The sequence below is a fragment of the Streptococcus sp. 3.1 genome (genome assembly GCF_016648915.1).
Lineage (GTDB): Bacteria > Bacillota > Bacilli > Lactobacillales > Streptococcaceae > Streptococcus > Streptococcus salivarius_E.
Genome location: NZ_JACLQV010000003.1, coordinates 21,827 through 43,075 on the forward strand (window position 1 = coordinate 21,827; position 21,249 = coordinate 43,075).

Annotated in this window: 21 protein-coding genes; 17 read left to right on the forward strand and 4 right to left on the reverse strand. The window is 41.8% G+C overall.

Translation table 11 applies throughout. The features are described from left to right. A complete protein-coding gene (locus H7U02_RS02445) occupies positions 1 to 1,158 on the forward strand; it encodes an MFS transporter (protein WP_110980925.1) in 1,158 nt (385 codons plus the stop codon). A 149-nt stretch (positions 1,159 to 1,307) separates the two neighbouring features. Then, complete coding sequence (rpsO, locus tag H7U02_RS02450; protein ID WP_002883618.1) at positions 1,308 to 1,577, forward strand: 30S ribosomal protein S15; 270 nt, start codon at positions 1,308 to 1,310, stop codon at positions 1,575 to 1,577. A 213-nt stretch (positions 1,578 to 1,790) separates the two neighbouring features. Here the strand turns inward: rpsO and H7U02_RS02455 are convergent, their stop codons facing one another. After that, positions 1,791 to 2,381, reverse strand: a complete 591-nt coding sequence (locus H7U02_RS02455; RefSeq protein WP_049529346.1) for a VanZ family protein — start codon at positions 2,379 to 2,381, stop codon at positions 1,791 to 1,793. 298 nt (positions 2,382 to 2,679) lie between these two features. On the opposite strand from H7U02_RS02455, the gene H7U02_RS02460 reads away from it, so the two are divergent. After that, the gene (locus H7U02_RS02460; protein ID WP_073689730.1) at positions 2,680 to 5,247 is read left to right on the forward strand and encodes an SEC10/PgrA surface exclusion domain-containing protein; all 2,568 of its coding nucleotides are present in this window, start codon (positions 2,680 to 2,682) and stop codon (positions 5,245 to 5,247) included. Positions 5,248 to 5,337: 90 nt separating this feature from the next. Here the strand turns inward: H7U02_RS02460 and H7U02_RS02465 are convergent, their stop codons facing one another. Next, a complete protein-coding gene (locus H7U02_RS02465) occupies positions 5,338 to 6,078 on the reverse strand; it encodes an amino acid ABC transporter ATP-binding protein (protein WP_073689731.1) in 741 nt (246 codons plus the stop codon). Beyond that, a complete protein-coding gene (locus H7U02_RS02470) occupies positions 6,078 to 7,625 on the reverse strand; it encodes an ABC transporter substrate-binding protein/permease (protein WP_156685181.1) in 1,548 nt (515 codons plus the stop codon). The genes H7U02_RS02465 and H7U02_RS02470 overlap by 1 nt, the downstream gene beginning before the upstream one ends. Before the next feature lie 205 nt (positions 7,626 to 7,830). Between H7U02_RS02470 and H7U02_RS02475 the strand changes: the two genes are divergently transcribed. Then, the gene (locus H7U02_RS02475; RefSeq protein WP_002883622.1) at positions 7,831 to 8,685 is read left to right on the forward strand and encodes an undecaprenyl-diphosphate phosphatase; all 855 of its coding nucleotides are present in this window, start codon (positions 7,831 to 7,833) and stop codon (positions 8,683 to 8,685) included. Between the two features lie 59 nt (positions 8,686 to 8,744). Here the strand turns inward: H7U02_RS02475 and H7U02_RS02480 are convergent, their stop codons facing one another. Continuing rightward, entirely contained in the window at positions 8,745 to 9,116 is a 372-nt protein-coding gene (locus tag H7U02_RS02480) for a DUF3021 family protein (protein WP_073689825.1), read from the reverse strand. 206 nt (positions 9,117 to 9,322) lie between these two features. On the opposite strand from H7U02_RS02480, the gene mecA reads away from it, so the two are divergent. From mecA to H7U02_RS02545, 13 genes are all read left to right on the forward strand, one after another. Then, positions 9,323 to 10,072 carry an adaptor protein MecA gene (gene mecA, locus H7U02_RS02485; protein WP_014633817.1) on the forward strand — a complete coding sequence of 250 codons (750 nt, stop codon included), beginning with the start codon at positions 9,323 to 9,325 and terminating at the stop codon, positions 10,070 to 10,072. Between the two features lie 3 nt (positions 10,073 to 10,075). After that, complete coding sequence (locus H7U02_RS02490; RefSeq protein ID WP_061652476.1) at positions 10,076 to 11,233, forward strand: glycosyltransferase family 4 protein; 1,158 nt, start codon at positions 10,076 to 10,078, stop codon at positions 11,231 to 11,233. 161 nt (positions 11,234 to 11,394) lie between these two features. After that, on the forward strand, positions 11,395 to 12,165 hold the full coding sequence (gene sufC, locus H7U02_RS02495) for a Fe-S cluster assembly ATPase SufC (protein ID WP_002883600.1): 771 nt from the start codon (positions 11,395 to 11,397) through the stop codon (positions 12,163 to 12,165). Positions 12,166 to 12,201: 36 nt separating this feature from the next. Continuing rightward, positions 12,202 to 13,464 carry a Fe-S cluster assembly protein SufD gene (gene sufD / locus H7U02_RS02500; RefSeq protein WP_013989976.1) on the forward strand — a complete coding sequence of 421 codons (1,263 nt, stop codon included), beginning with the start codon at positions 12,202 to 12,204 and terminating at the stop codon, positions 13,462 to 13,464. Positions 13,465 to 13,517: 53 nt separating this feature from the next. Next, entirely contained in the window at positions 13,518 to 14,750 is a 1,233-nt protein-coding gene (locus tag H7U02_RS02505; protein ID WP_037611136.1) for a cysteine desulfurase, read from the forward strand. Then, entirely contained in the window at positions 14,737 to 15,168 is a 432-nt protein-coding gene (sufU, locus tag H7U02_RS02510; RefSeq protein WP_037611135.1) for a Fe-S cluster assembly sulfur transfer protein SufU, read from the forward strand. The genes H7U02_RS02505 and sufU overlap by 14 nt, the downstream gene beginning before the upstream one ends. Positions 15,169 to 15,243: 75 nt before the next feature. Next, complete coding sequence (gene sufB, locus H7U02_RS02515; protein ID WP_155212003.1) at positions 15,244 to 16,662, forward strand: Fe-S cluster assembly protein SufB; 1,419 nt, start codon at positions 15,244 to 15,246, stop codon at positions 16,660 to 16,662. Between the two features lie 174 nt (positions 16,663 to 16,836). After that, positions 16,837 to 17,196 carry a hypothetical protein gene (locus tag H7U02_RS02520; protein WP_002883594.1) on the forward strand — a complete coding sequence of 120 codons (360 nt, stop codon included), beginning with the start codon at positions 16,837 to 16,839 and terminating at the stop codon, positions 17,194 to 17,196. A 79-nt stretch (positions 17,197 to 17,275) separates the two neighbouring features. After that, on the forward strand, positions 17,276 to 18,142 hold the full coding sequence (gene hslO, locus H7U02_RS02525) for an Hsp33 family molecular chaperone HslO (protein WP_201042719.1): 867 nt from the start codon (positions 17,276 to 17,278) through the stop codon (positions 18,140 to 18,142). Further along, the gene (gene dusB / locus H7U02_RS02530; protein WP_155213055.1) at positions 18,135 to 19,112 is read left to right on the forward strand and encodes a tRNA dihydrouridine synthase DusB; all 978 of its coding nucleotides are present in this window, start codon (positions 18,135 to 18,137) and stop codon (positions 19,110 to 19,112) included. The genes hslO and dusB overlap by 8 nt, the downstream gene beginning before the upstream one ends. A 163-nt stretch (positions 19,113 to 19,275) precedes the next feature. Further along, on the forward strand, positions 19,276 to 19,719 hold the full coding sequence (locus H7U02_RS02535; protein ID WP_013989980.1) for a zinc-dependent MarR family transcriptional regulator: 444 nt from the start codon (positions 19,276 to 19,278) through the stop codon (positions 19,717 to 19,719). Between the two features lies 1 nt (position 19,720). Next, positions 19,721 to 20,428, forward strand: a complete 708-nt coding sequence (locus tag H7U02_RS02540) for a metal ABC transporter ATP-binding protein (protein ID WP_013989981.1) — start codon at positions 19,721 to 19,723, stop codon at positions 20,426 to 20,428. Next, entirely contained in the window at positions 20,421 to 21,233 is an 813-nt protein-coding gene (locus H7U02_RS02545; protein ID WP_201042721.1) for a metal ABC transporter permease, read from the forward strand. Before H7U02_RS02540 ends, H7U02_RS02545 begins: the two co-directional genes overlap by 8 nt. Positions 21,234 to 21,249 lie beyond the last annotated feature (16 nt).

Sequence of the window (21,249 nt, forward strand, 5' to 3'; positions counted from 1 at the left end):
ATGACACGAATTTTAGAAAAAATGAGCCTGCTTGGGCTATCCTTGCTCTTGATTTCGGCCTTTTCGATTTCAACAGCGTTACCACCTATGTTGGACTACTATAGCCCAACCTTTTCTGCCGCGCAAGTGGAGCTTTTAGTATCTGTCCCTTCATTTTCCGTAGTCGCGATGCTCTTACTTAATTCATTTATTGACAAATGGCTAAGTGATAGACAGCTAATTGTGACTGGGCTGCTCTTACTTAGTAGTGCTGGGATTTTTCCTTTTTTTGTACAAGCCTATCCTCTTGTCTTACTGTCACGTATTGCTTTTGGAATGGGGATTGGTCTTATCAATGCTAAGGCGATTGCCATCATCAGTCAACGTTATCAAGGTAAAGAGCGAGTTCAGATGTTAGGTATTCGTGGCTCCATGGAGTTGATTGGTGGAGCTTCTTGTTCTCTTTTAGTTGGACAATTACTGAAAATTCATTGGACCTTTGCCTTTCTTATCTATGGTTTTGGTTTTGTGATTTTGATTATGTACCTCCTTTTTGTGCCATCGATGGAGCAGGTGGAGAAGAAGCAGATTACAAAAAGAAAACAAGTTCTGAACAAAAAAGACCTTGGTATGATTCTTGGCATGGCTCTTTTAGCAGGTTTTGTCATCTGTATCAATTCTTCGATTAGTTTGCGCGTGCCTCTGTTTCAAGTTGCTGGTAAGACTATTGAGAGTGGTCAATCAGCCTTAGTACTGAGTTTAGAGCAGGGAATTGGAATTGTAGCTGGACTGAGTTTCGCCTCGCTTATAGGACATTTTAAAAATCGTCTTTTGCTTATAGTGATGTTCTTGTTAGCGGTTTGTCTCTTTGGGATGTCAGTGGCTAGTAACTTACCGATTTTGATTTTATCTTCAGTTGGTGTTGGTTTCTTTTATAGTATTATTTTGACAATTATCTTTAACCGACTTTCTGAGTCTATTGCTAGAAGTCTGTTGAACAAGGCGACAGCCTATGTCCTCTTAGGCTGTAACCTAGGGTCAGCCATTTCCCCTTATGTTTTGAAATTGTTAGCACTCATATCTCCAAGTTTTAGTTGGATTTTTCTAGCTTATGCTATCGTAAGTTTCCTACTTTTCCTTGGATTCTTTCTGAATGCAAAAATGGCCAAAAAAGTCTAAGCTTCAAAAACTTAATCAGTGAAATCTTGCGATTGACAAAGATTAGTAGATGAGCTAAAATAGAGAGGTCGTAAAGACAAACCAACTCTTTCTTGGTTTTAGGAGAGCCAATCCTAAGACTCGGATGGAGCAAAAAAAGGAGAAAAAACATGGCAATTTCAAAAGAGAAAAAAAATGAAATCATTGCTCAATACGCACGTCACGAAGGTGACACTGGTTCAGTAGAGGTTCAAGTTGCTGTCCTTACTTGGGAAATCAACCACCTTAACGAACACATTAAACAACACAAAAAAGACCACGCTACTTACCGTGGTTTGATGAAAAAAATCGGTCACCGTCGTAACTTGTTGGCATACCTTCGCCGCACAGACGTTAACCGTTACCGTGAGTTGATCAGCTCACTCGGACTTCGTCGTTAATTCAAGATACAAGTGTCTAGGCCTTGTTCAATTGAATACACGAAAATGGAACTGCTCTATGATGGGGCAGTTTTTTTATTCGCTAGGATTTTAGCCTGAGTTCAAAACAGCTCTCTAGATGTAGAGGGCTGTTTTTCTGCATTCCTCTAAAAATTTCTTACGATGATTAATCTATAGAACAAAAAAAACTCCAAAATTAATTCTGGAAGTTTTTTAACTTAAAATCTTTTTGATAACTGTTTGAAATTGAGGGAGTTGATGGATAGCAGTTCCGACAAGGATACCTAACATATTTAAGGTGATATCTCCCAAATCAAAGACTCCCAAATGTCCGAAGTACTGAATGGATTCGACGGAGAAAAGGGTAAGGAGACAAAGTAGGAGATTACTCAATCGTGAAGAAAAGAGGAGTCCCAGAGGAATGAACATTAACAGGTTCATGATGGGAACGAAGTGGCTACCCCAGTATAATTCCCGAGCAAAGGAAAGGGGGTTAAGTGAGAGACCTTGGGTACCAATGTTTTTCAAGAAAAGTAGGTAGAAGAGAGCAAGAAAGTAAATGAAGTAGAGTAGGAGTAGTGTCTGTTTTTTCAGCTTTCTAGTAAGAAGTAGTTTCAAAAAAGCGTAGACAAAGTAACTCAGTAGGACAATAATGACTAGGTTGAGTAAGACTTGAAAGTAGGAGCCATAATGGGCGATGTAATGAACGTACTGTTCGAGATGCCCCCTATAAAACCAATAAGACAAGGCCAGTGAGAGGATTCCTAGTAAGATGTTACTCAATGTTTTTAATGTTTTTGCCACTTTGCTCCTCCATTTGCATATGATGAGTACACATTATATCAAAAAAACGTTTAAAGAAAGTTAAGAAACTGTAACGAAGTTTTGATAGAATAAAAGGATAAGGCAGAATCAAAGACTAAAAAAGGACTTTGAAACAGCAACTCTACTTTTGACTAACAATTTAATGATTTTTGTAAACAGGCTATGAAAGCTTATAAAATAATTAAATTTTAAAAATTAGGAGTCAGCACCTTGTTTCGAGATTATTAAAATGTTATTATATAGTAGTGAATTTTTAACATAAAAAGGAGTTCGTCTTATGAATAAAAAGGTTTTGGCGACAGCTGGAATTGCAGCACTTGCAGTTTCTGCTACAGTTGCTAAAGCTGATGAGGTAACGACAAACGATCAAGCCTCAACAACAGCATCAGTATCATCGACAGCTACACAAGCTGTCCCAACTCAAGCCCAAGTCGAAGCGGCTAGAGAAGAAGCCAGCGCTGCAAATCAAGCAGTATCGCAACAAGAGTCAGTTGTTGCTAATCATGAAGTAGCTGCAAACCAGGCTCAAGCAAACCTAGCGACAGCAGATTCTAACTTGCAAAAGGCACAAACAGCAGCCGATGAAGCAAGTCCAGAAACTATTGCTGCCGCTCAAGGTCAAGTAACTACTGCTGAAAATGCAGCTAAGGAAGCTAAGTCAGCAGTCGAAACAGCTCAATCAGCAGAAAAAACTGCTAAAGATGCAGCAGACAAACAGCAAGCTGTCGTTAATACAGATCAAGCTAATGTCAATGCTAAAGCTACTGAAGTGGCTAATGCTCAAAAATCAGTAGATGCCGCTAAAGCAGCTCTTAATGGTTCTAGTGCTTCTGAGGCAGCTTCTAACCAAGCTAAAGCGCAATCAGCTTTTGATGCTGCAACAGCAGCTGAGAAAAAAGCTCAAGAAGAATTGGCAGCCGCTCAGGCAGCTGATAAAGAAAAAGCTACTGCTATTTCAGCTAAAGAAGGGCAATTGACTGCAGACCAAAATGCAGCAAACCAAGCTAAAGCAGCTTATGAGACTGCTCAAACAGTAGCTAATGAAAAGGCAGCCGCACTTGCAGCCGCTGAAGCAGCTAAGAAAAAAGCAGAATCTTCAACAACTTCAACAGCTAATGTTCGTCAAAAATTCTCAGTGTCACAAGAGTATGTCAATGCTCTTAAGATTCATGAGTCTAAAACAGCGACCGCAGCAGAAAAAGCTCAAGCTGAACAAGTCTTGAAGAACGTTAATAAACGTGATCGTGGTAACAATAGTTATCAAGATAATGAAGCGGATAAAAATGTTAAAATTAGTGATTTGAATAATCTTAGTGAAGCTCAAATTACAGATTTGTCATTGTATGCTTCAAGTTTGATTAACCAAATTCGTACAGCCTTTGGTACAACTCAAACATCTGTTTCAAAAGGTAGTGTTCTTGCGGCTGACCGTGTTTCAGATGGTTATGTAGCAGATAACTGGGGTTGGGAAGCTATTACCCATCAACGACATGATAGTGCCGCCCTTGACCGTGCTGGTAAGTCATTTAATAGTGTAAGTATTGGTGAAAACCTTAATACATGGCAAGGTTTGACAGGACCATTTACCCTTAACGACATTAAGAAATATGTCTATGAAGCTATGCTTGACTTCATGTTTAACGGTAATGAGTGGAACCATGCTCGTTCTATCTCTGGACTTACAGCAGATGGTGGTGAGTCTTACATTGGAACAGACATCAGTGTTGTTGCCGGTGCCTTTAACGTTCACGTAAACAATGTCAATAAAAATTCTATCGCTTCTGATAGTAGCTTTGACACAACTAAGATTGCTAACCCATATGAAGGTAACCAATCTCAATCATCTTCAAATGCAAATCTTGCTGCTGCAAAAGCAGCTTATGAAGCTGCTAAGCAAGCTAACGATCAAGCTCAAAGTGACTTGGCTAGCAAGAAAGCGGCTTCTGAGTCAGCAACTCTTAAGCTTAAGAATACTCAGTCAGAACTTGCAGCTCTTAAAGCGACTGCAAGCAAGTTGGCAACTGCTCAGAATAACCTTTCTGAAAAACAAGCAGCCCTTGCAACTGCTAAATCAGAATTGGAAAAAGCTAACGCTGCAGTTGAAAACCTTAATGCTAACGCACAAGAAAAAGCAGCAGCCCTTAGCAAAGCTCAAGCAACTCTTGATGAAAAACAAGCAGAGCTTAAAACAGCTAAAGATAAACTTGCGACAAGTTCTGCAACCTTGCAACGTTTGACAAATGCCTACAACGCTGCTAAGCAAGATACTGCTAAGAAACAAGTAGCATTGACACAAGCTAACCAAGCCTTGACTGCTGCTAAGAACCGTGTAGCAGCCCTTACAAATGCTTCAGCTAACCTAGCTAAGGCTAAAGCAGAACGTGCAACAGCCTTTGCCAAACTTACTGCGGCGAAAGCAGCTCTTTCAACTGAACGTGCGAAACTTGTTGAATTGTCAGCTAAGCGTGATAAATTAACGAGCGAATACACGACTGTTCAAACAGCCTTCGATAACTACATGAAAGCTAAGGCAGACAAAGAGCTTCAAACACAATTGGCTAAAGAGTTCGCTAACATTACATCTAAAGGTCTTACACCAGTACCTGTTTACGATGTAGATGGGAAAGTTATTGCTTTCACAACACAAGAACAGGCAGCTCAAACTGTAGCGCAAGTTCCTGTAAATTATGGTCAAACAAAAGCTGAGAAACAAGCTCCTGTACAAGAAGCAGACAGCTTGCCAGAAACAGGTGAGTCAACTGCAGCAGGATTCAGTCTTGTAGGTCTCTTCATGACACTATTGGCCTTCCTTGGTTTCGTTGACAGACGTACACGTCGTAACTAATCATTATAGACAAAAAAACGGCAACTGCCGTTTTTTTTATATGTCTGAGAATCTAAAAAAGTTAAGGCCGAAACCTTAACTTTTTTGTTTTTAACCCAAGAAACGTTTGAGGAATTCCTTGGTACGTTCTTCTTTAGGATTTTCAAAGATTTGTTCTGGGCTACCTTGTTCAGCGATTACCCCTTTATCCATGAAGATGACACGGTCTGAAACGTCACGTGCGAACTCCATTTCATGGGTAACGATAATCATGGTCAAACCAGTTCCAGATAGCTCCTGCATAGTCTTGAGTACTTCCCCTACCATTTCTGGGTCAAGGGCTGAAGTTGGTTCGTCAAAGAGGATGGCTTCTGGATCAACAGAGAGGGCACGAGCAATTGCTACACGTTGTTTTTGTCCCCCTGAAAGTTGTTTTGGTTTAGCTTTCCAGTATTGTTCCCCCATACCAACTTTCTCCAAGTTAGCTTTGGCGATGCTTTCAGCTTCTTTACGGTCACGTTTTAGAACGGTTGTTTGAGCTACGATAGCATTTTCCAAGACATTAAGGTTTTCAAAGAGGTTGAATGATTGGAAAACCATACCGAGTTTTTCACGATAGGTAGTGAGGTCGTAACCTTTTTCAAGGACGTTGTCCCCATGATAGAGGATTTCACCACCTGAAGGTGATTCGAGTAGGTTAATAGAGCGAAGGAAGGTTGATTTCCCTGAACCTGAAGAACCAATAATTGAGATAACCTCACCCTTTTTGACGCTGAGGGAGATATCTTTGAGGACTTCATTTTTTCCGTATGATTTTTTGAGGTTTTTAATTTCTAAAATCGTCTCAGTCATTAGTGAACCCCTCCTTGTGTGTAAGTATCTTGATCCAAACGGCGTTCTACATAACGCAAGATGCGTGTCACTGTGAAGGTAAGGACAAAGTAGATTGCTGCGATAACAAAGAATGTTTGGAAGTATTGATAAGTTTGGCTTGCGACAGTGTTACCTGCGAAGTAAAGTTCCACAACAGAGATAACGTTCAAAACAGAGGTATCCTTGATATTGATAACGAACTCATTACCAGTAGCTGGCAAGATATTACGGATAACCTGTGGAAGAACAATCTTACGCATGGTTTGACCATGGGTAAATCCAAGAGCAGTTGCAGCTTCGAATTGTCCTTTATCAACAGCGAAGATACCACCACGAACGATTTCACTCATGTAGGCTCCGGTGTTGATAGAAACGATGAAGACAGCTGCTAGGGTACGGTCAATGTTGATACCAAAGGCCTGGGCAGTACCGTAGTAGATAACCATAGATTGTACAATCATTGGCGTACCGCGGAAAACTTCGATATAGACATTAAGAACCCAACCAAAGAGTTTTTGGAGCAAAGCTACAAATTTATTAGCAGCTTTAGGAGCTGTACGGTAAACACCAATCATAAGACCGATAAAAGTACCCACAACTGTACCAATAATTGAGATAAGAAGGGTAATTCCTGTACCACGTAAGAATTGTGGCCAGTTCTTAGCGATGATAGCGCTCATCTGACTAAAGAAGTTTCCTTTTTTAGCCTCATCAGTCTTATCTGCAGGTTGGATGGCAATGATGTGATCCATCAGTTTGACACGTTCCTCTTGGCTGATTCCAGCAAGGACCTTATTGACTTGTTCCATTTGCTGGCTGTCTCCTTTACGAAGACCGACGGCCAAGGACACGTCATCGTCTGAAACCTGGAAACCACCATCTTTAAGCGTAATCATCTTATATTTTGAGCTAGCTTCTTCGGCAGTTTTGGCTTCAGGACGCTCTGAAACATAGCCATCGATGATACCAGACGCAAGGGCTTGGCGCATAGCACCGAAGTCTCCCATAGCGGTTTGTTTGCTGACACCTGGGATTTGGTCAATCAAATTATAGAGATAAACCCCTTGTTGAGCTGTGATTTTAGCATCCTTGAAGTCTTTGAGGCTCTTAGCGTTGGCATAATCACCGTCTGAGCTGACAACCATGACAGGTTCGCTTCGGTAGTAGCTGTCTGAAAAGTCGATTTCTTGACGACGTTCAGCTGTTGGACTCATACCTGCGATGATCATATCGATCTTGCCGGAAGTGAGGGCAGGAATCAAACCTGTCCAAGCGGTTTTGACCACCAAGGGTTTCTTCCCTTGAGCTTCAGCGATTTTTTTAGCGATTTGCACGTCATAACCGTTGGCATACTGTTTAGTACCTTCGATTGGAACGGCTCCGTTTGAGTCATCGTCCTGCGTCCAGTTGAAAGGTGCATAGGCAGCCTCCATACCGACACGGAGATACTCGTCTGCTTGAGCGCTTGATACTCCGCCAAAAACGAGGAGGAGCGCTGCAAAGCAGGCTACAATAATTCTTTTCATTGAAACAATGTCTCCTATAAAAATGTCATACCTTACTATTTTACAGGAAATTAGGATTAATGACAATAAGTTGGGATTAGAAAAACAATCTCTATACCAAGATTGTCTTCAAATACAAGTTGTAATTTGATATAATGGGAAGGACGATTTGGAGCCTTGATCATTTTTGGTGTGATGAGGCTAGCATTTTAAAACGGAGATAATTATGCAAACGGCACAATTTATTATTGAATTACTAAAAGCAGTCTTTCTTGGGATTGTCGAAGGTATCACTGAGTGGCTACCGATTTCATCTACAGGTCACTTGATTTTGGTGAATGAATTCTTGAACTTGAGACAAAGTAAAGATTTCATCGATATGTTTAATATCGTTATCCAACTTGGTGCTATTCTGGCGGTTATGGTCATTTACTTTAAACGTTTGAATCCCTTCCAACCTGGTAAGACAGCACGTGAAGTGCAATTGACTTGGCAACTTTGGCTCAAGGTGGTCATTGCCTGTATTCCTTCAGCCTTCTTTGGTCTACTTTTAGATGACTGGATGGAGGCCCATCTCAGTAATTTCTTTGTAGTAGCTATCATGTTGGTGGTCTACGGGATTGCCTTTATTTGGATTGAGGACCGCAATCGACGTGTAGAACCTAAGGTAACGGATTTGGCACGTATGTCTTACAAGACAGCTTTCTATATTGGTCTTTTCCAAGTCTTGAGTATCATTCCAGGGACAAGCCGTTCAGGTGCTACTATTCTTGGGGGTATCATCGTTGGTACTAGTCGTAGCGTAGCTGCTGACTTTACCTTCTTCCTTGGTATTCCAACCATGTTTGGTTATAGTGGCCTTAAGGCGGTTAAGTATTTCATTGACGGGAATACCTTGACAGGTGGACAAGTGGCTATTCTCTTGGTAGCTAGTGTGACAGCCTTTGTTGTCAGCTTGTTCGTGATTCGCTTCTTGATGAATTACATTAAGAAACATGATTTCACAGTTTTCGGAAAATACCGTATCGTACTTGGTATTATTGTGCTTCTTTATGGAGCTGTCAAACTTATTTTCGGATAATTACTTTTAAGTAAACTGAAAAGGACTTCGATTGAAGTCCTTTTTATCTGGTTTAGAGATTAATTGTGGAGAAGTTTTCCAAAGATAAGGTAAGCTAGCAACCATAGGACCAGTCCACAAGTTAAGAAACTAGCTAGGATTTTCAAGAAGTCCACGATATTATGCAAGGGATACCATCCGGACAAACAGAGAATTGGAAGGATGGTAACACACATGATAGAGAAGTGCAGAAGTGATTGCTGTTTGAGCGATAAACGGTTATCGTCGTAAATGGGTGCAGTTGCTAGTATGATGGCGACGATTAGCCCTGTAAGAAAAGTAGATTTGTTTACTTGATAAGGTTGCCCCGATAAGTAGAGAAAGAGCGTCAATAAACTCGTTATTCCTCCAGCAATGCTAGCTCGTAGCCACCCTTTTTTATAGGCAGTCATGGTCATCACCTCCATGTATATCTTCACTTTTATTATACTCCAATCTAGGATAGATGACAGGTATAAATGGGGAAATACAAGGTTTTGTTAGTATTAAGAAGTTTGTAGAAATCCTTTCCAAAATAAGACTCAAACTTGCTCAGAAATTGCTATCTCTTGGCTTTTCTAGTATAATGAAATAACTACTCGTGCGAGGTTTTTTACATATGGAAATGAAACAAATAAGCGAGACAACTCTAAAAATCATGATTACCATGGAAGATCTTGAAGAACATGGTATGGAATTGAAGGATTTCTTGATTCCCCAGGAAAAAACAGAGGAATTTTTCTATACTGTCATGGATGAGTTGGACTTGCCTGATAACTTTAAAAATAGTGGAATGCTGAGCTTCCGTGTCACGCCACGCAAGGATCGTGTGGATGTCTTTGTGACTAAATCAGATCTTAAGGAAGACCTTGATTTCAACGATTTGTCAGATATGGATGACTATTCAGGGCTTTCTCCAGAAGAGTTTCTAAAGGCCCTTGAGGGTAACTTTATGGACAAGGGTGACATCGAAGCACACCATAAGCTCGAAGAGCTTGAAAAGACCTTGGAAGAGGTTGATAAGGCTATGACAGAGCCTACCAAGGAAGTGGCTGAAGAAAATATTCGTGAAGACTATACCCACTATGTCTTGGCCTTCTCTGACTTTGATCAAGTGGTGACTTTTACGCAAGGTTTGAAGGATATACCTGTTGAAGGTTCTGAGCTTTATAAACTTGGGGATGTCTACTACATGACGATCCTTCTTTACTTGGCTGATGAGCCTGATTATTACGCGAACAATATGTATGCGCGTTTTCTTGAATATGCGAATGTAGCAGACCGAACACGTGCCTACCTACAAGAGCATGCAACAATCTTGATGGAAGAGGACGCCTTACCGGTACTACAAGCAACGAAATGGAGCTAAGACATGCCTTGGACCATTAACTATATATTCGTTTTGATTGGGACCTTTTTGATTGCCATTGTGACGACCCCATTGGTACGCTCTTTGGCCTTACGTGTCGGAGCTGTTGACAATCCCAATGCAAGACGTATCAATAAAAAGCCCATGCCTAGTGCTGGCGGTCTAGCTATTTTGTTGGCCTTTGTACTAGCGACCTTGGTCTTTATGCCTATGATTATCCATAAGGATATCTGGCATGTTTCTTACATTAGGTACATCTTGCCGGTTGTTGTGGGGGGATCTGTCGTAGCTCTGACGGGCTTCATTGATGATATCTTGGAATTAAAGCCTCTACCTAAGATGCTTGGTATTGTTATTGGAGCTGTTATCGTTTGGGCTTTTACAGACTTCCGATTTGATAGCTTTAAGATTCCATTTGGTGGTCCCATGATTCATTTTGGGCCAGTCCTGACCTTGATTTTAACGGTGTTATGGATTGCGGCCATCACCAATGCCATTAATCTGATTGATGGTTTGGATGGCTTGGTTGGAGGAGTTTCTATCATTTCCCTTATGACTATGGGGGTGATTTCTTATTTCTTCCTCTATGATACTGATATTTTCTTGACCATGACCATCTTTGTCTTGGTGGCTGCCATTATGGGCTTCTTCCCTTACAATTATCATCCAGCGATTATCTATCTAGGTGATACGGGGGCGCTTTTTATTGGCTTTATGATTGGTGTCTTGTCATTGCAAGGATTGAAAAATGCAACTGCAGTGGCTATTTTGTCACCTGTTATTATCCTTGGAGTGCCTATTGTTGACACAGTGGTAGCCATTGTCCGCCGTAAGTTGTCAGGGCGCCCAGCCATGGAGGCTGACAAGATGCACTTACATCATCGCCTTCTAGCCATGGGCTTCACTCATCGAGGAGCGGTTCTGGTGGTTTATGCCATCGCTATTCTCTTTTCATTGATTGCCCTCTTGTTAAATGTTTCCAGTCGTCTCGGTGGTATTCTCTTGCTCTTGAGTTTACTTTTGGGAATGGAAATTCTGATTGAAGGGCTTGAGATTTGGGGCGTTGGTCGAACACCTCTCTTCAATTTCCTAAAATTTATCGGGAATAGTGATTATCGCCAAGCAACCATGTTAAAATGGAAGCAAGGGCGAAAAAATTAAACATTTGAAAAGCCAAGTAATGGCTTTTTTGTTATAATGATTCTAATTAAGGAAAATGGAAGTTCTCTTTTTATTTTCCAGAAAATAGCAAGACTATTTTCAAAAAAATAATGCAAATTAGCGAGCAAGTGCTCGCTGTATATATGAAAAAGGAGTATACAATGTCTGTACTTGAAATCAAAAATCTTCATGTTTCTGTTGAAGATAAAGAAATCTTGAAGGGTCTTAATTTGACTCTTAAAACTGGTGAGATTGCTGCTATCATGGGTCCTAACGGAACTGGTAAATCTACCCTTTCAGCTGCTATCATGGGTAACCCAAACTATGAAATCACAGAAGGGGACATCCTTTTTGATGGCGAAAGCATCCTTGATTTGGAAGTTGACGAACGTGCACGCCTAGGTCTTTTCCTTGCTATGCAATACCCAGCTGAAATCCCAGGAATCACAAATGCTGAGTTCATCCGTGCGGCTATGAACGCTGGTAAAGAAGATGACGAAAAGATTTCTGTTCTTGATTTCATCACTAAATTGGATGAAAAGATGGAATTGCTTGGTATGCGTGAAGAAATGGCTGAGCGTTACCTTAATGAAGGTTTCTCAGGTGGTGAGAAAAAGCGTAACGAAATCCTTCAATTGCTCATGTTGGAACCTAAGTTTGCTCTTCTCGATGAGATTGACTCAGGTCTTGATATCGATGCCCTTAAAGTGGTTTCAAAAGGGGTTAACGCTATGCGTGGCGAAGGCTTCGGTGCTATGATTATCACTCACTACCAACGTCTCTTGAACTACATCACTCCAGATGTCGTACATGTAATGATGGAAGGTAAAGTCGTTCTTTCAGGCGGTCCTGAATTGGCTGCTCGTCTTGAGCAAGAAGGTTATGCGAAAATCGCTGAAGAGCTCGGTTACGAGTACCACGAAGAAGCGTAAGTCTGTTACTCGAAATAACTAGAAAAGGAGTAACCTATGTCAAAAGAATCTATTATCGCTTTTTCACAAGCAAAGGCAGAGCCACTTTGGTTGCAAGACCTTCGTCAAGCAGCCTTTGATAAGATTGAAAGTTTGGCTCTTCCAAAAATTGAGCGTGTTAAATTCCACCGTTGGAATCTCGGTGATGGAACGATTACTGAAAATGAACCATCAGCAAATGTGCCTGATTTTACAGCGCTTGGAAACAACCCTAAATTGGTCCAAGTAGGAACAAATACTGTACTTGAACAATTGCCAGCTGACTTGATTAGTCAAGGTGTGGTCTTCACAGACCTTACAACTGCTCTTGAGGAAATCCCAGAAGTCGTTGAAGCCTTCTTTGGTAAGGCTGTAGCCTATGATGAGGACAAATTGGCAGCTTATAACTATGCCTATTTCAATAGTGCAGCAGTCCTTTATGTACCAGATAATGTTGAAGTTGACTTGCCAGTTGAAAGCTATTTTTACCAAGATGGAACTTCAAATGTTCCATTTAACAAACACGTTTTGATCGTGGCTGGTAAAAACAGTAAATTGACTTACCTTGAGCGCTTTGAAACGCTAGGTGAAGCGACTGAAAAAGCTAGTGCCAATATTTCAGTTGAAGTCATTGCTCAAGACGGTGCACAAGTCAAGTTTGCGGCTATTGACCGTTTGGGTGAAAACGTCACAACTTATATTAGTCGTCGAGGTCGTATCGGTCGTGATGCCAGCATTGACTGGGCTCTCGGGATCATGAACGAGGGCAATGTTATTGCTGACTTTGATAGTGACTTGATTGGCAATGGAAGTCATGCCAACCTTAAAGTTATTGGTCTTTCATCAGGTCGTCAGGTTCAAGGGATTGATACTCGTGTGACGAACTATGGTAACAACTCTGTGGGTCATATCCTACAACATGGTGTTATCTTGGAACGTGGTACTTTGACTTTCAATGGTATTGGTCACATTGTTAAAGGTGCTAAGGGTGCTGATGCACAACAAGAAAGCCGTGTGCTTATGCTTTCTGACAAGGCACGTTCAGACGCTAACCCAATTCTCTTGATTGACGAAAATGAAGTTACAGCAGGGCATGCTGCTTCAATCGGTCAGGTAGATCCAGAGGATATGTATTACCTCATGAGTCGTGGACTTGATCAAGACACTGCAGAACGTTTGGTTATTCGCGGTTTCTTAGGAGCAGTTATTACTGAAATCCCAGTTAAAGAAGTGCGCGATGAAATGATTTCTGTAACTGATACAAAACTAAACAAACGTTAGGAACTATCGACGCAGATAGTCTAACCTATGATATATCTAGATAGGGAGATAAGATGTCAGCTTTAGATGCCTATAAGATTCGACAAGATTTTGCCATTTTAGATCAGGTAGTTAATGATGAACCTTTGGTATACTTGGATAATGCAGCAACGACTCAGAAGCCTCAAGTAGTTTTGGACACTCTCATGGCCTACTATCATGAGGACAATGCCAATGTTCACCGTGGTGTGCATACTTTGGCTGAGCGTGCAACAGCTGCTTACGAAGCTAGTCGTGAAAAGCTTCGTCAGTTTATCAATGCTAAATCAACCAAAGAGGTCCTCTTTACACGTGGAACGACAACTGGTCTTAACTGGGTTGGTCGTTTTGCAGAGCAGGTTCTTGAGCCAGGAGATGAGGTGGTTATTTCAATTATGGAACACCACTCAAATATCATTCCTTGGCAGGAAGCTTGTAAGAAGACAGGGGCTAAACTTGTTTACGCCTACTTGAAAGATGGCCAATTGGATATGGAAGATTTGGCTAACAAGATTACTGAAAAGACAAAATTTGTCAGTCTAGCTCAGGTCTCTAACGTTTTAGGCTGCATCAATCCTGTCAAAGAGATTGCCAAGCTTGCTCACCAAGTTGGTGCCTATATGGTGGTGGATGGTGCCCAATCGGCGCCCCACATGGCCATTGATGTTCAGGATTTGGATTGTGATTTCTTCACCCTTTCTGGACATAAGATGTTAGGCCCAACAGGGATTGGGGTTCTTTATGGCAAGGAAGAGATTCTTAACCAGATGAATCCTATTGAATTCGGTGGTGAGATGATTGATTTCGTTTACGAACAGGAAGCCACTTGGAAGGAATTGCCTTGGAAATTTGAGGCTGGTACACCTAACATTGCGGGGGCTATTGCTCTTGGTACTGCTGTGGACTACCTCTCTGCTTTAGGCATGGAAAATATTCATGCTTACGAGCAAGAATTGGTAGACTATGTTTTGCCTAAGCTTCAGGCGATTGATGGTCTGACAGTCTATGGTCCAGAGGATCCTAGTCAGCATGCAGGTGTTATTGCCTTTAATATTGATGGGCTTCACCCTCATGATGTGGCGACAGCTCTTGATTATGAAGGAGTGGCAGTGCGTGCGGGTCACCACTGTGCTCAGCCTTTAATTAATCATTTAGGAATCTCATCAGCTGCCCGAGCAAGTTTCTATATTTACAATACCAAAGAGGATTGCGACAAGCTTGTAGAGGCAATTCTTGCGACGAAGGAGTTTTTCAATGGCACTCTCTAGACTAGATAGTTTATATATGGCTGTTGTGGCCGATCACTCTAAGAGCCCTCACCATCATGGTGTCCTACCTGATGTGGAGCAACTTCAACTGAATAATCCGACTTGTGGAGATGTTATCAATCTGTCAGTCAAATTTGATGGTGACGTGATTGAAGACATTGCCTTTGCTGGTGATGGGTGTACCATTTCTACAGCTTCATCAAGTATGATGACGGATGCAGTTATTGGAAAAAACAAGGCCGAGGCTTTGGAGCTAGCGGAGATTTTCTCTCTTATGATTCAAGGAGATCATAAAGATGAAGATAAGCTAGGCGAAGCCAAGCTCTTGGCGGGGGTTTCTAAATTTCCACAACGTATCAAATGTGCAACACTCTCTTGGAATGCCCTCAAAAAAGCCATAGAGAGAAGCGAGCTTTAGGAAGTCAAGGAGCAGTTAGTCTCCTTGACCAAGCAAAAAGGAAAACGAATCAAACCTTTAATAAAGGAAAATACTATGACTGAAACAAATGAAAAAGTAGAACCAAAACCCATTGATTTGGGGGAATATAAATACGGTTTCCATGACGATGTGACACCAGTCTTTTCAACAGGAAAAGGAATCAGCGAGGATGTGGTCCGTGCCATGTCTGCTGAAAAAGGGGAGCCTGAGTGGATGCTTGAATTCCGCTTGAAATCATTGGAAACCTTTAACAAAATGGCCATGCAAGAGTGGGGACCAGACCTTTCTGGTATTAACTTTGATGACTTGACATATTTCCAAAAAGCATCAGACAAACCTGCTCGTGACTGGGAAGACGTTCCTGAGAAAATCAAGGAAACTTTTGAACGTATTGGTATCCCAGAAGCAGAGCGTGCCTATCTTGCTGGAGCCTCAGCTCAGTATGAATCAGAAGTGGTTTACCACAACATGAAAGAAGAGTATGACAAGTTGGGTATTATCTTTACAGATACGGACTCAGCTCTTAAAGAGCATCCAGAGCTCTTCAAGAAGTACTTCTCAAAACTGGTTCCGCCAACAGACAATAAATTTGCGGCCCTTAATTCTGCCTTCTGGTCAGGTGGTACCTTTATTTATGTACCTAAAGGCGTCAAGGTGGATATTCCGCTTCAAACCTACTTCCGTATCAATAACGAAGCGACTGCCCAGTTTGAACGTACCCTTATCATCGTTGATGCAGGTGCCAGCGTTCACTATGTTGAAGGATGTACAGCGCCAACATACACAACGGCTAGCCTTCATGCAGCCATTGTTGAAATCTTTGCACTTGATGGTGCCTACATGCGCTACTCAACTATCCAAAACTGGTCAGATAGCGTCTACAACTTGGTAACTAAACGTGCTACCGCTAAGAAAAATGCGACTGTTGAGTGGATTGATGGTAACCTTGGGGCCGAAGTCACTATGAAGTACCCATCTGTTTACCTTGATGGAGAAGGTGCGCGTGGTACCATGCTTTCAATTGCCTTCGCCAATGCAGGTCAACACCAAGATACAGGGGCTAAGATGATTCACAATGCACCGCATACATCATCATCTATTGTTTCTAAATCAATCGCTCGTAACGGTGGTAAGGTTGACTACCGTGGACAAGTCACTTTCAACAAGGATTCTAAGAAATCGGTATCTCACATCGAATGTGATACCATCTTGATGGATGACTTGTCTAAATCAGACACTATCCCATTTAACGAAATCCATAACTCACAAGTTGCCCTTGAACACGAAGCTAAAGTTTCTAAGATTTCTGAAGAGCAACTCTACTACCTCATGAGTCGTGGACTTTCAGAACAAGAAGCAACAGAGATGATTGTTATGGGATTTGTGGAACCATTTACCAAAGAACTTCCAATGGAATATGCTGTTGAGCTTAACCGCTTGATTAGTTATGAAATGGAAGGATCAGTTGGGTAAAAACTCTGATAATTTAAAGGGACCAGATGGTCCTTTTTGTTTTGCTAGAAAAATCGAGCAATGAGCTCTAGATAACTGTTAGTAACAGAGTAATTGCAAAGTGTAGAAAGCGTTTACAATCGGTATTTAAAAAGATATAATAGATTTGAATAGCAAGTAATGGAGGGGACTAATATGGGAGTGTATAACAGTGACTGGCTACTCAATCAAATTCGAGGGACAGCTAATGTGGTCAGTAAGGCTTTTAAGTTTGAGACTTTAGATATTGATTTAGGTCAGGTGGAGGACGAGCAAGGTCACACGATTGATGGCAATGACTACATTGACGACTTGTTAATCCATGAACAGTATGATCAGGCAACTACCTTCATTCATAGTCAACTCAAGCGTTTGACAACTAATGACTATAATCTCCTTGTCAGCGTCTATATTGAGTATTTGGAGAATTTACCACCTGTAATAAGACAGAAACACCATTTTGATGATAGAAAAATAGCAAGTTTGAGGGAAAAACTGTCCGAATTTTCATGGTAATTTGGTAGAGAGTGTGGAAGAGAAACGCCGAGCGTTTACGATTTTTCCACCCTCTTTTTTGTGTTATAATAGAATCACTATGGATAAATTAATTAAAACAATTTCAGAATCAGGTTCTTTCCGTGCTTATGTTCTTGATAGCACAGAAACTGTTAGAACCGCACAAGAAAAACACAATACTCTATCATCATCGACAGTTGCTTTGGGGCGTACCCTTATTGCTAACCAGATCTTGGCTGCTAACCAAAAAGGTGAAAGCAAAATTACGGTTAAGGTTATCGGAAACAGCTCTTTTGGGCATATCATCTCAGTAGCTGATACCAAAGGACATGTTAAGGGCTACATCCAAAATCCAGGTGTGGACATCAAGAAAACAGCAACTGGTGAAGTCTTGGTGGGTCCTTTCATGGGACAAGGGCAGTTTGTTTCTATCATCGATTATGGAACTGGTAATCCTTACACGTCGTCAACACCACTTATTTCTGGTGAAATTGGTGAAGATTTTGCCTATTATTTAACAGAGTCTGAGCAAACGCCATCTGCTGTAGGTCTTAATGTGCTTCTTGACGAAGAGGACAAGGTCAAGGTTGCTGGTGGCTTCATGCTTCAGGTCTTGCCTGGTGCCAGTGAGGAAGAAATCACTCGTTACGAAAAGCGTATCCAAGAGATGCCAGCCATTTCAACGCTTTTGGAGTCTGATGACCATATCGAAGCTCTCTTGAATGCCATTTATGGGGATGAACCTTTCAAACGTTTGTCTGAAGAGGAGCTTAGTTTTGAGTGTGATTGCTCACGTGAACGCTTTGAAAATGCCCTCTTGACACTTGGTAAGGATGAACTTCAAGCTATGAAAGACGAGGACCATGGTGCTGAAATCGTCTGCCAATTCTGCCAAACCAAGTATGAATTTTCAGAAGCTGACTTGGAGGAACTCATCAATGACTAAACTTAATTCGTCCTTCATGATTGGAAACGTAGAGATTCCTCATCGTACAGTATTAGCTCCTATGGCAGGTGTGACCAACTCGGCCTTCCGTACCATTGCCAAGGAATTTGGTGCTGGTCTTGTGGTTATGGAGATGATCTCTGAAAAAGGGCTCCTCTACAATAATGAGAAGACCCTCCACATGCTTCATATTGATGAGAATGAGCATCCAATGTCTATTCAGCTTTTCGGTGGTGATGCTGAGGGCTTGAAGCGTGCGGCTGACTTTATCCAGACCAATACCAAGGCTGATATCGTTGATATCAACATGGGTTGTCCGGTCAATAAGGTAGTCAAAAATGAAGCTGGTGCCAAGTGGCTCAAGGATCCAGACAAGATTTACCACATCGTCAAGGAAGTAACGTCAGTACTTGATATTCCTCTGACCGTTAAGATGCGTACAGGTTGGTCAGACAGTGACTTGGCTGTAGAAAATGCCCTTGCAGCTGAGTCTGCAGGTGTTTCTGCCCTTGCTATGCACGGCCGTACTCGTGAGCAAATGTACACAGGTCACTGTGATCATGAGACTCTGGCTCGTGTTGCTAAGGCTATCACTAAGATTCCATTTATTGGAAATGGCGATGTTCGTAGCGTTCAAGATGCTAAGCTCATGATTGAAGAACTTGGTGTCGATGCCGTTATGGTGGGTCGTGCAGCTATGAACAATCCATACATTTTCACGCAAATCAACCACTTCTTCGAAACAGGAGAGGAGTTGCCAGAACTTCCATTTGATAAGAAATTGGACATCGCTGAAGACCACCTCAAACGTTTGGTGGACCTTAAAGGTGAAAAGATTGCTGTTCGTGAATTCCGTGGTCTGGCACCACACTATCTTCGTGGAACAGCAGGAGCGGCTAAGGTTCGTGGCGAAGTCTCACGTGCCGATTCTATTGCTCAGGTCGAAGAAATCTTTGCAACTTTGAGATAAGCTTCTATATGATGAAAACTTAACCAGCTTGGTTAGGTTTTTATTTTACCTTTATTCTTCCTTGATAGTGATGATAGCCCATCACCAATCTTTTTCTTGGTCCACCCTTGCAAAACCTCTGTGTTTTCGATATAATTAACTGGTTAAGTAAATGGAGAAAGCAATGCTAGAACTAGAAGAACAAGTAAATCAATTGATTAATCAGATTTTGCTTAAGGCTGAAAATCAGCATGAGCTCCTCATTGGTCAGTGCCGTAGTCAGGTTAAGTTGACCAATACCCAGGAGCATATTCTCATGCTTTTGTCTGAGGGACGAAAGACCAATTCTGAGTTGGCTAAGACCCTCAATGTCAGCCAGGCTGCTGTTACCAAGGCAGTTAAAACCTTGGTCAAAGAGGGCATGTTGGAGGCTAAGAAAGATAAGGATGATGGGCGCGTGACCTACTTTGTCTTGACACAAGAAGCTCAACCCATAGCCCAAGAGCATGAGGAGCACCACCAAGAGACCTTGGGGGTTTATCGGTCTGTATTGGATCAGTTCGATAATCAAGAGCGTCAGGTGATTGGACGTTTCTTGACAAAATTAGCAGAAAAAATCGAGGAATAAGATGCGCTATATTACAGTTGAAGGACTGAGCTTCCAGTATGATGCGGAGCCTGTTTTGGACAATATTCACTATCATTTGGATTCTGGGGAGTTTGTGACCCTAACTGGGGAAAATGGAGCTGCCAAGTCAACGCTTATTAAGGCTACCCTAGGAATTCTCAAGCCTAAGAAGGGAACTGTAACCATCTCTGAAACCAATAAAGATGGTAAAAAGCTTCGCATGGCCTATCTTCCACAGCAGATTGCCAGCTTTAATGCAGGTTTTCCGAGCACGGTCTACGAGTTTGTGAAGTCTGGCCGTTATCCTCGTAAGGGCTGGTTCCGTCGTTTGACTAAGCACGACTTGGAGCACGTTCAACGTGCCCTTGAGTCTGTAGGTATGTGGGAAAATCGTCACAAGCAAATTGGTCGTCTCTCAGGTGGGCAAAAGCAACGTGCCGTTATTGCTCGTATTTTTGCCTCAGATCCAGATATCTTTGTCTTGGATGAGCCAACGACGGGTATGGATGCAGGAACAGCCAATACTTTCTATGAACTCATGCACCACTCGGCTCACAAGCATGGCAAGTCTGTCTTGATGATTACCCACGACCCAGAGGAAGTCAAGGAGTACACCGACCGTAATATTCATCTGGTTCGTAACCAGAAATTGCCTTGGCGTTGTTTCAATGTCCATGAAAAGGATGGAGAGGAGCACAAACATGATTAGTGAATTATTAGCCTATGATTTTATGCAACGTGCTATTCTCGCCGTGATTGCTATCATTATCTTTTCGCCAATTTTGGGGCTTTTCTTAATTCTTCGTCGTCAGAGTCTGATGAGCGATACCTTAAGTCACGTGTCCCTAGCTGGGGTGGCTGTTGGGATTTTCTTGGGACTATCAACCACTTGGATGACCCTTGTGGTTGTGGTTATTGCTGCTTTGGTTTTAGAATATCTCAGGGTTAGTTACAAGCATTATATGGAGATTTCAACGGCTATCCTCATGTCAATGGGATTGGCAGTGGCTCTTATTCTTAGTAACAAGGCGGGTAGCAGTAGTATGAGTCTGGATAGCTATCTTTTTGGTTCTATCATCACGATTAGCGCTGAGCAGGTGCGTGCCCTCTTTGTTATTGCGGCCATTGTACTGGTCTTGACCCTACTCTTTATTCGTCCTATGTATCTTTTAACCTTTGACGAGGATACCGCTCATGTGGATGGCTTGCCAGTTCGTCTCATGTCCCTCCTCTTCAATATTGTGACTGGGATAGCGATTGCCCTGATGATTCCAGCAGCAGGATCACTTTTGGTTTCTACCATCATGATTCTTCCTGCAGCTATTGGTATGAAAATAGGTCAAACCTTCAAGTCTGTCATTTTCTGGGCTATTGGTATTGGTTTGATTGGTATGCTCTCTGGTATTTTTATTTCCTATTATTGGGAAACACCTGCTAGTGCTACTATTACCCTTATCTTCATCGCCTTCTTTGGTCTGGTATCCATCTTTGAACCTCTCTTAAAAGCAGAGTAAATAATAGAAGAAAAGG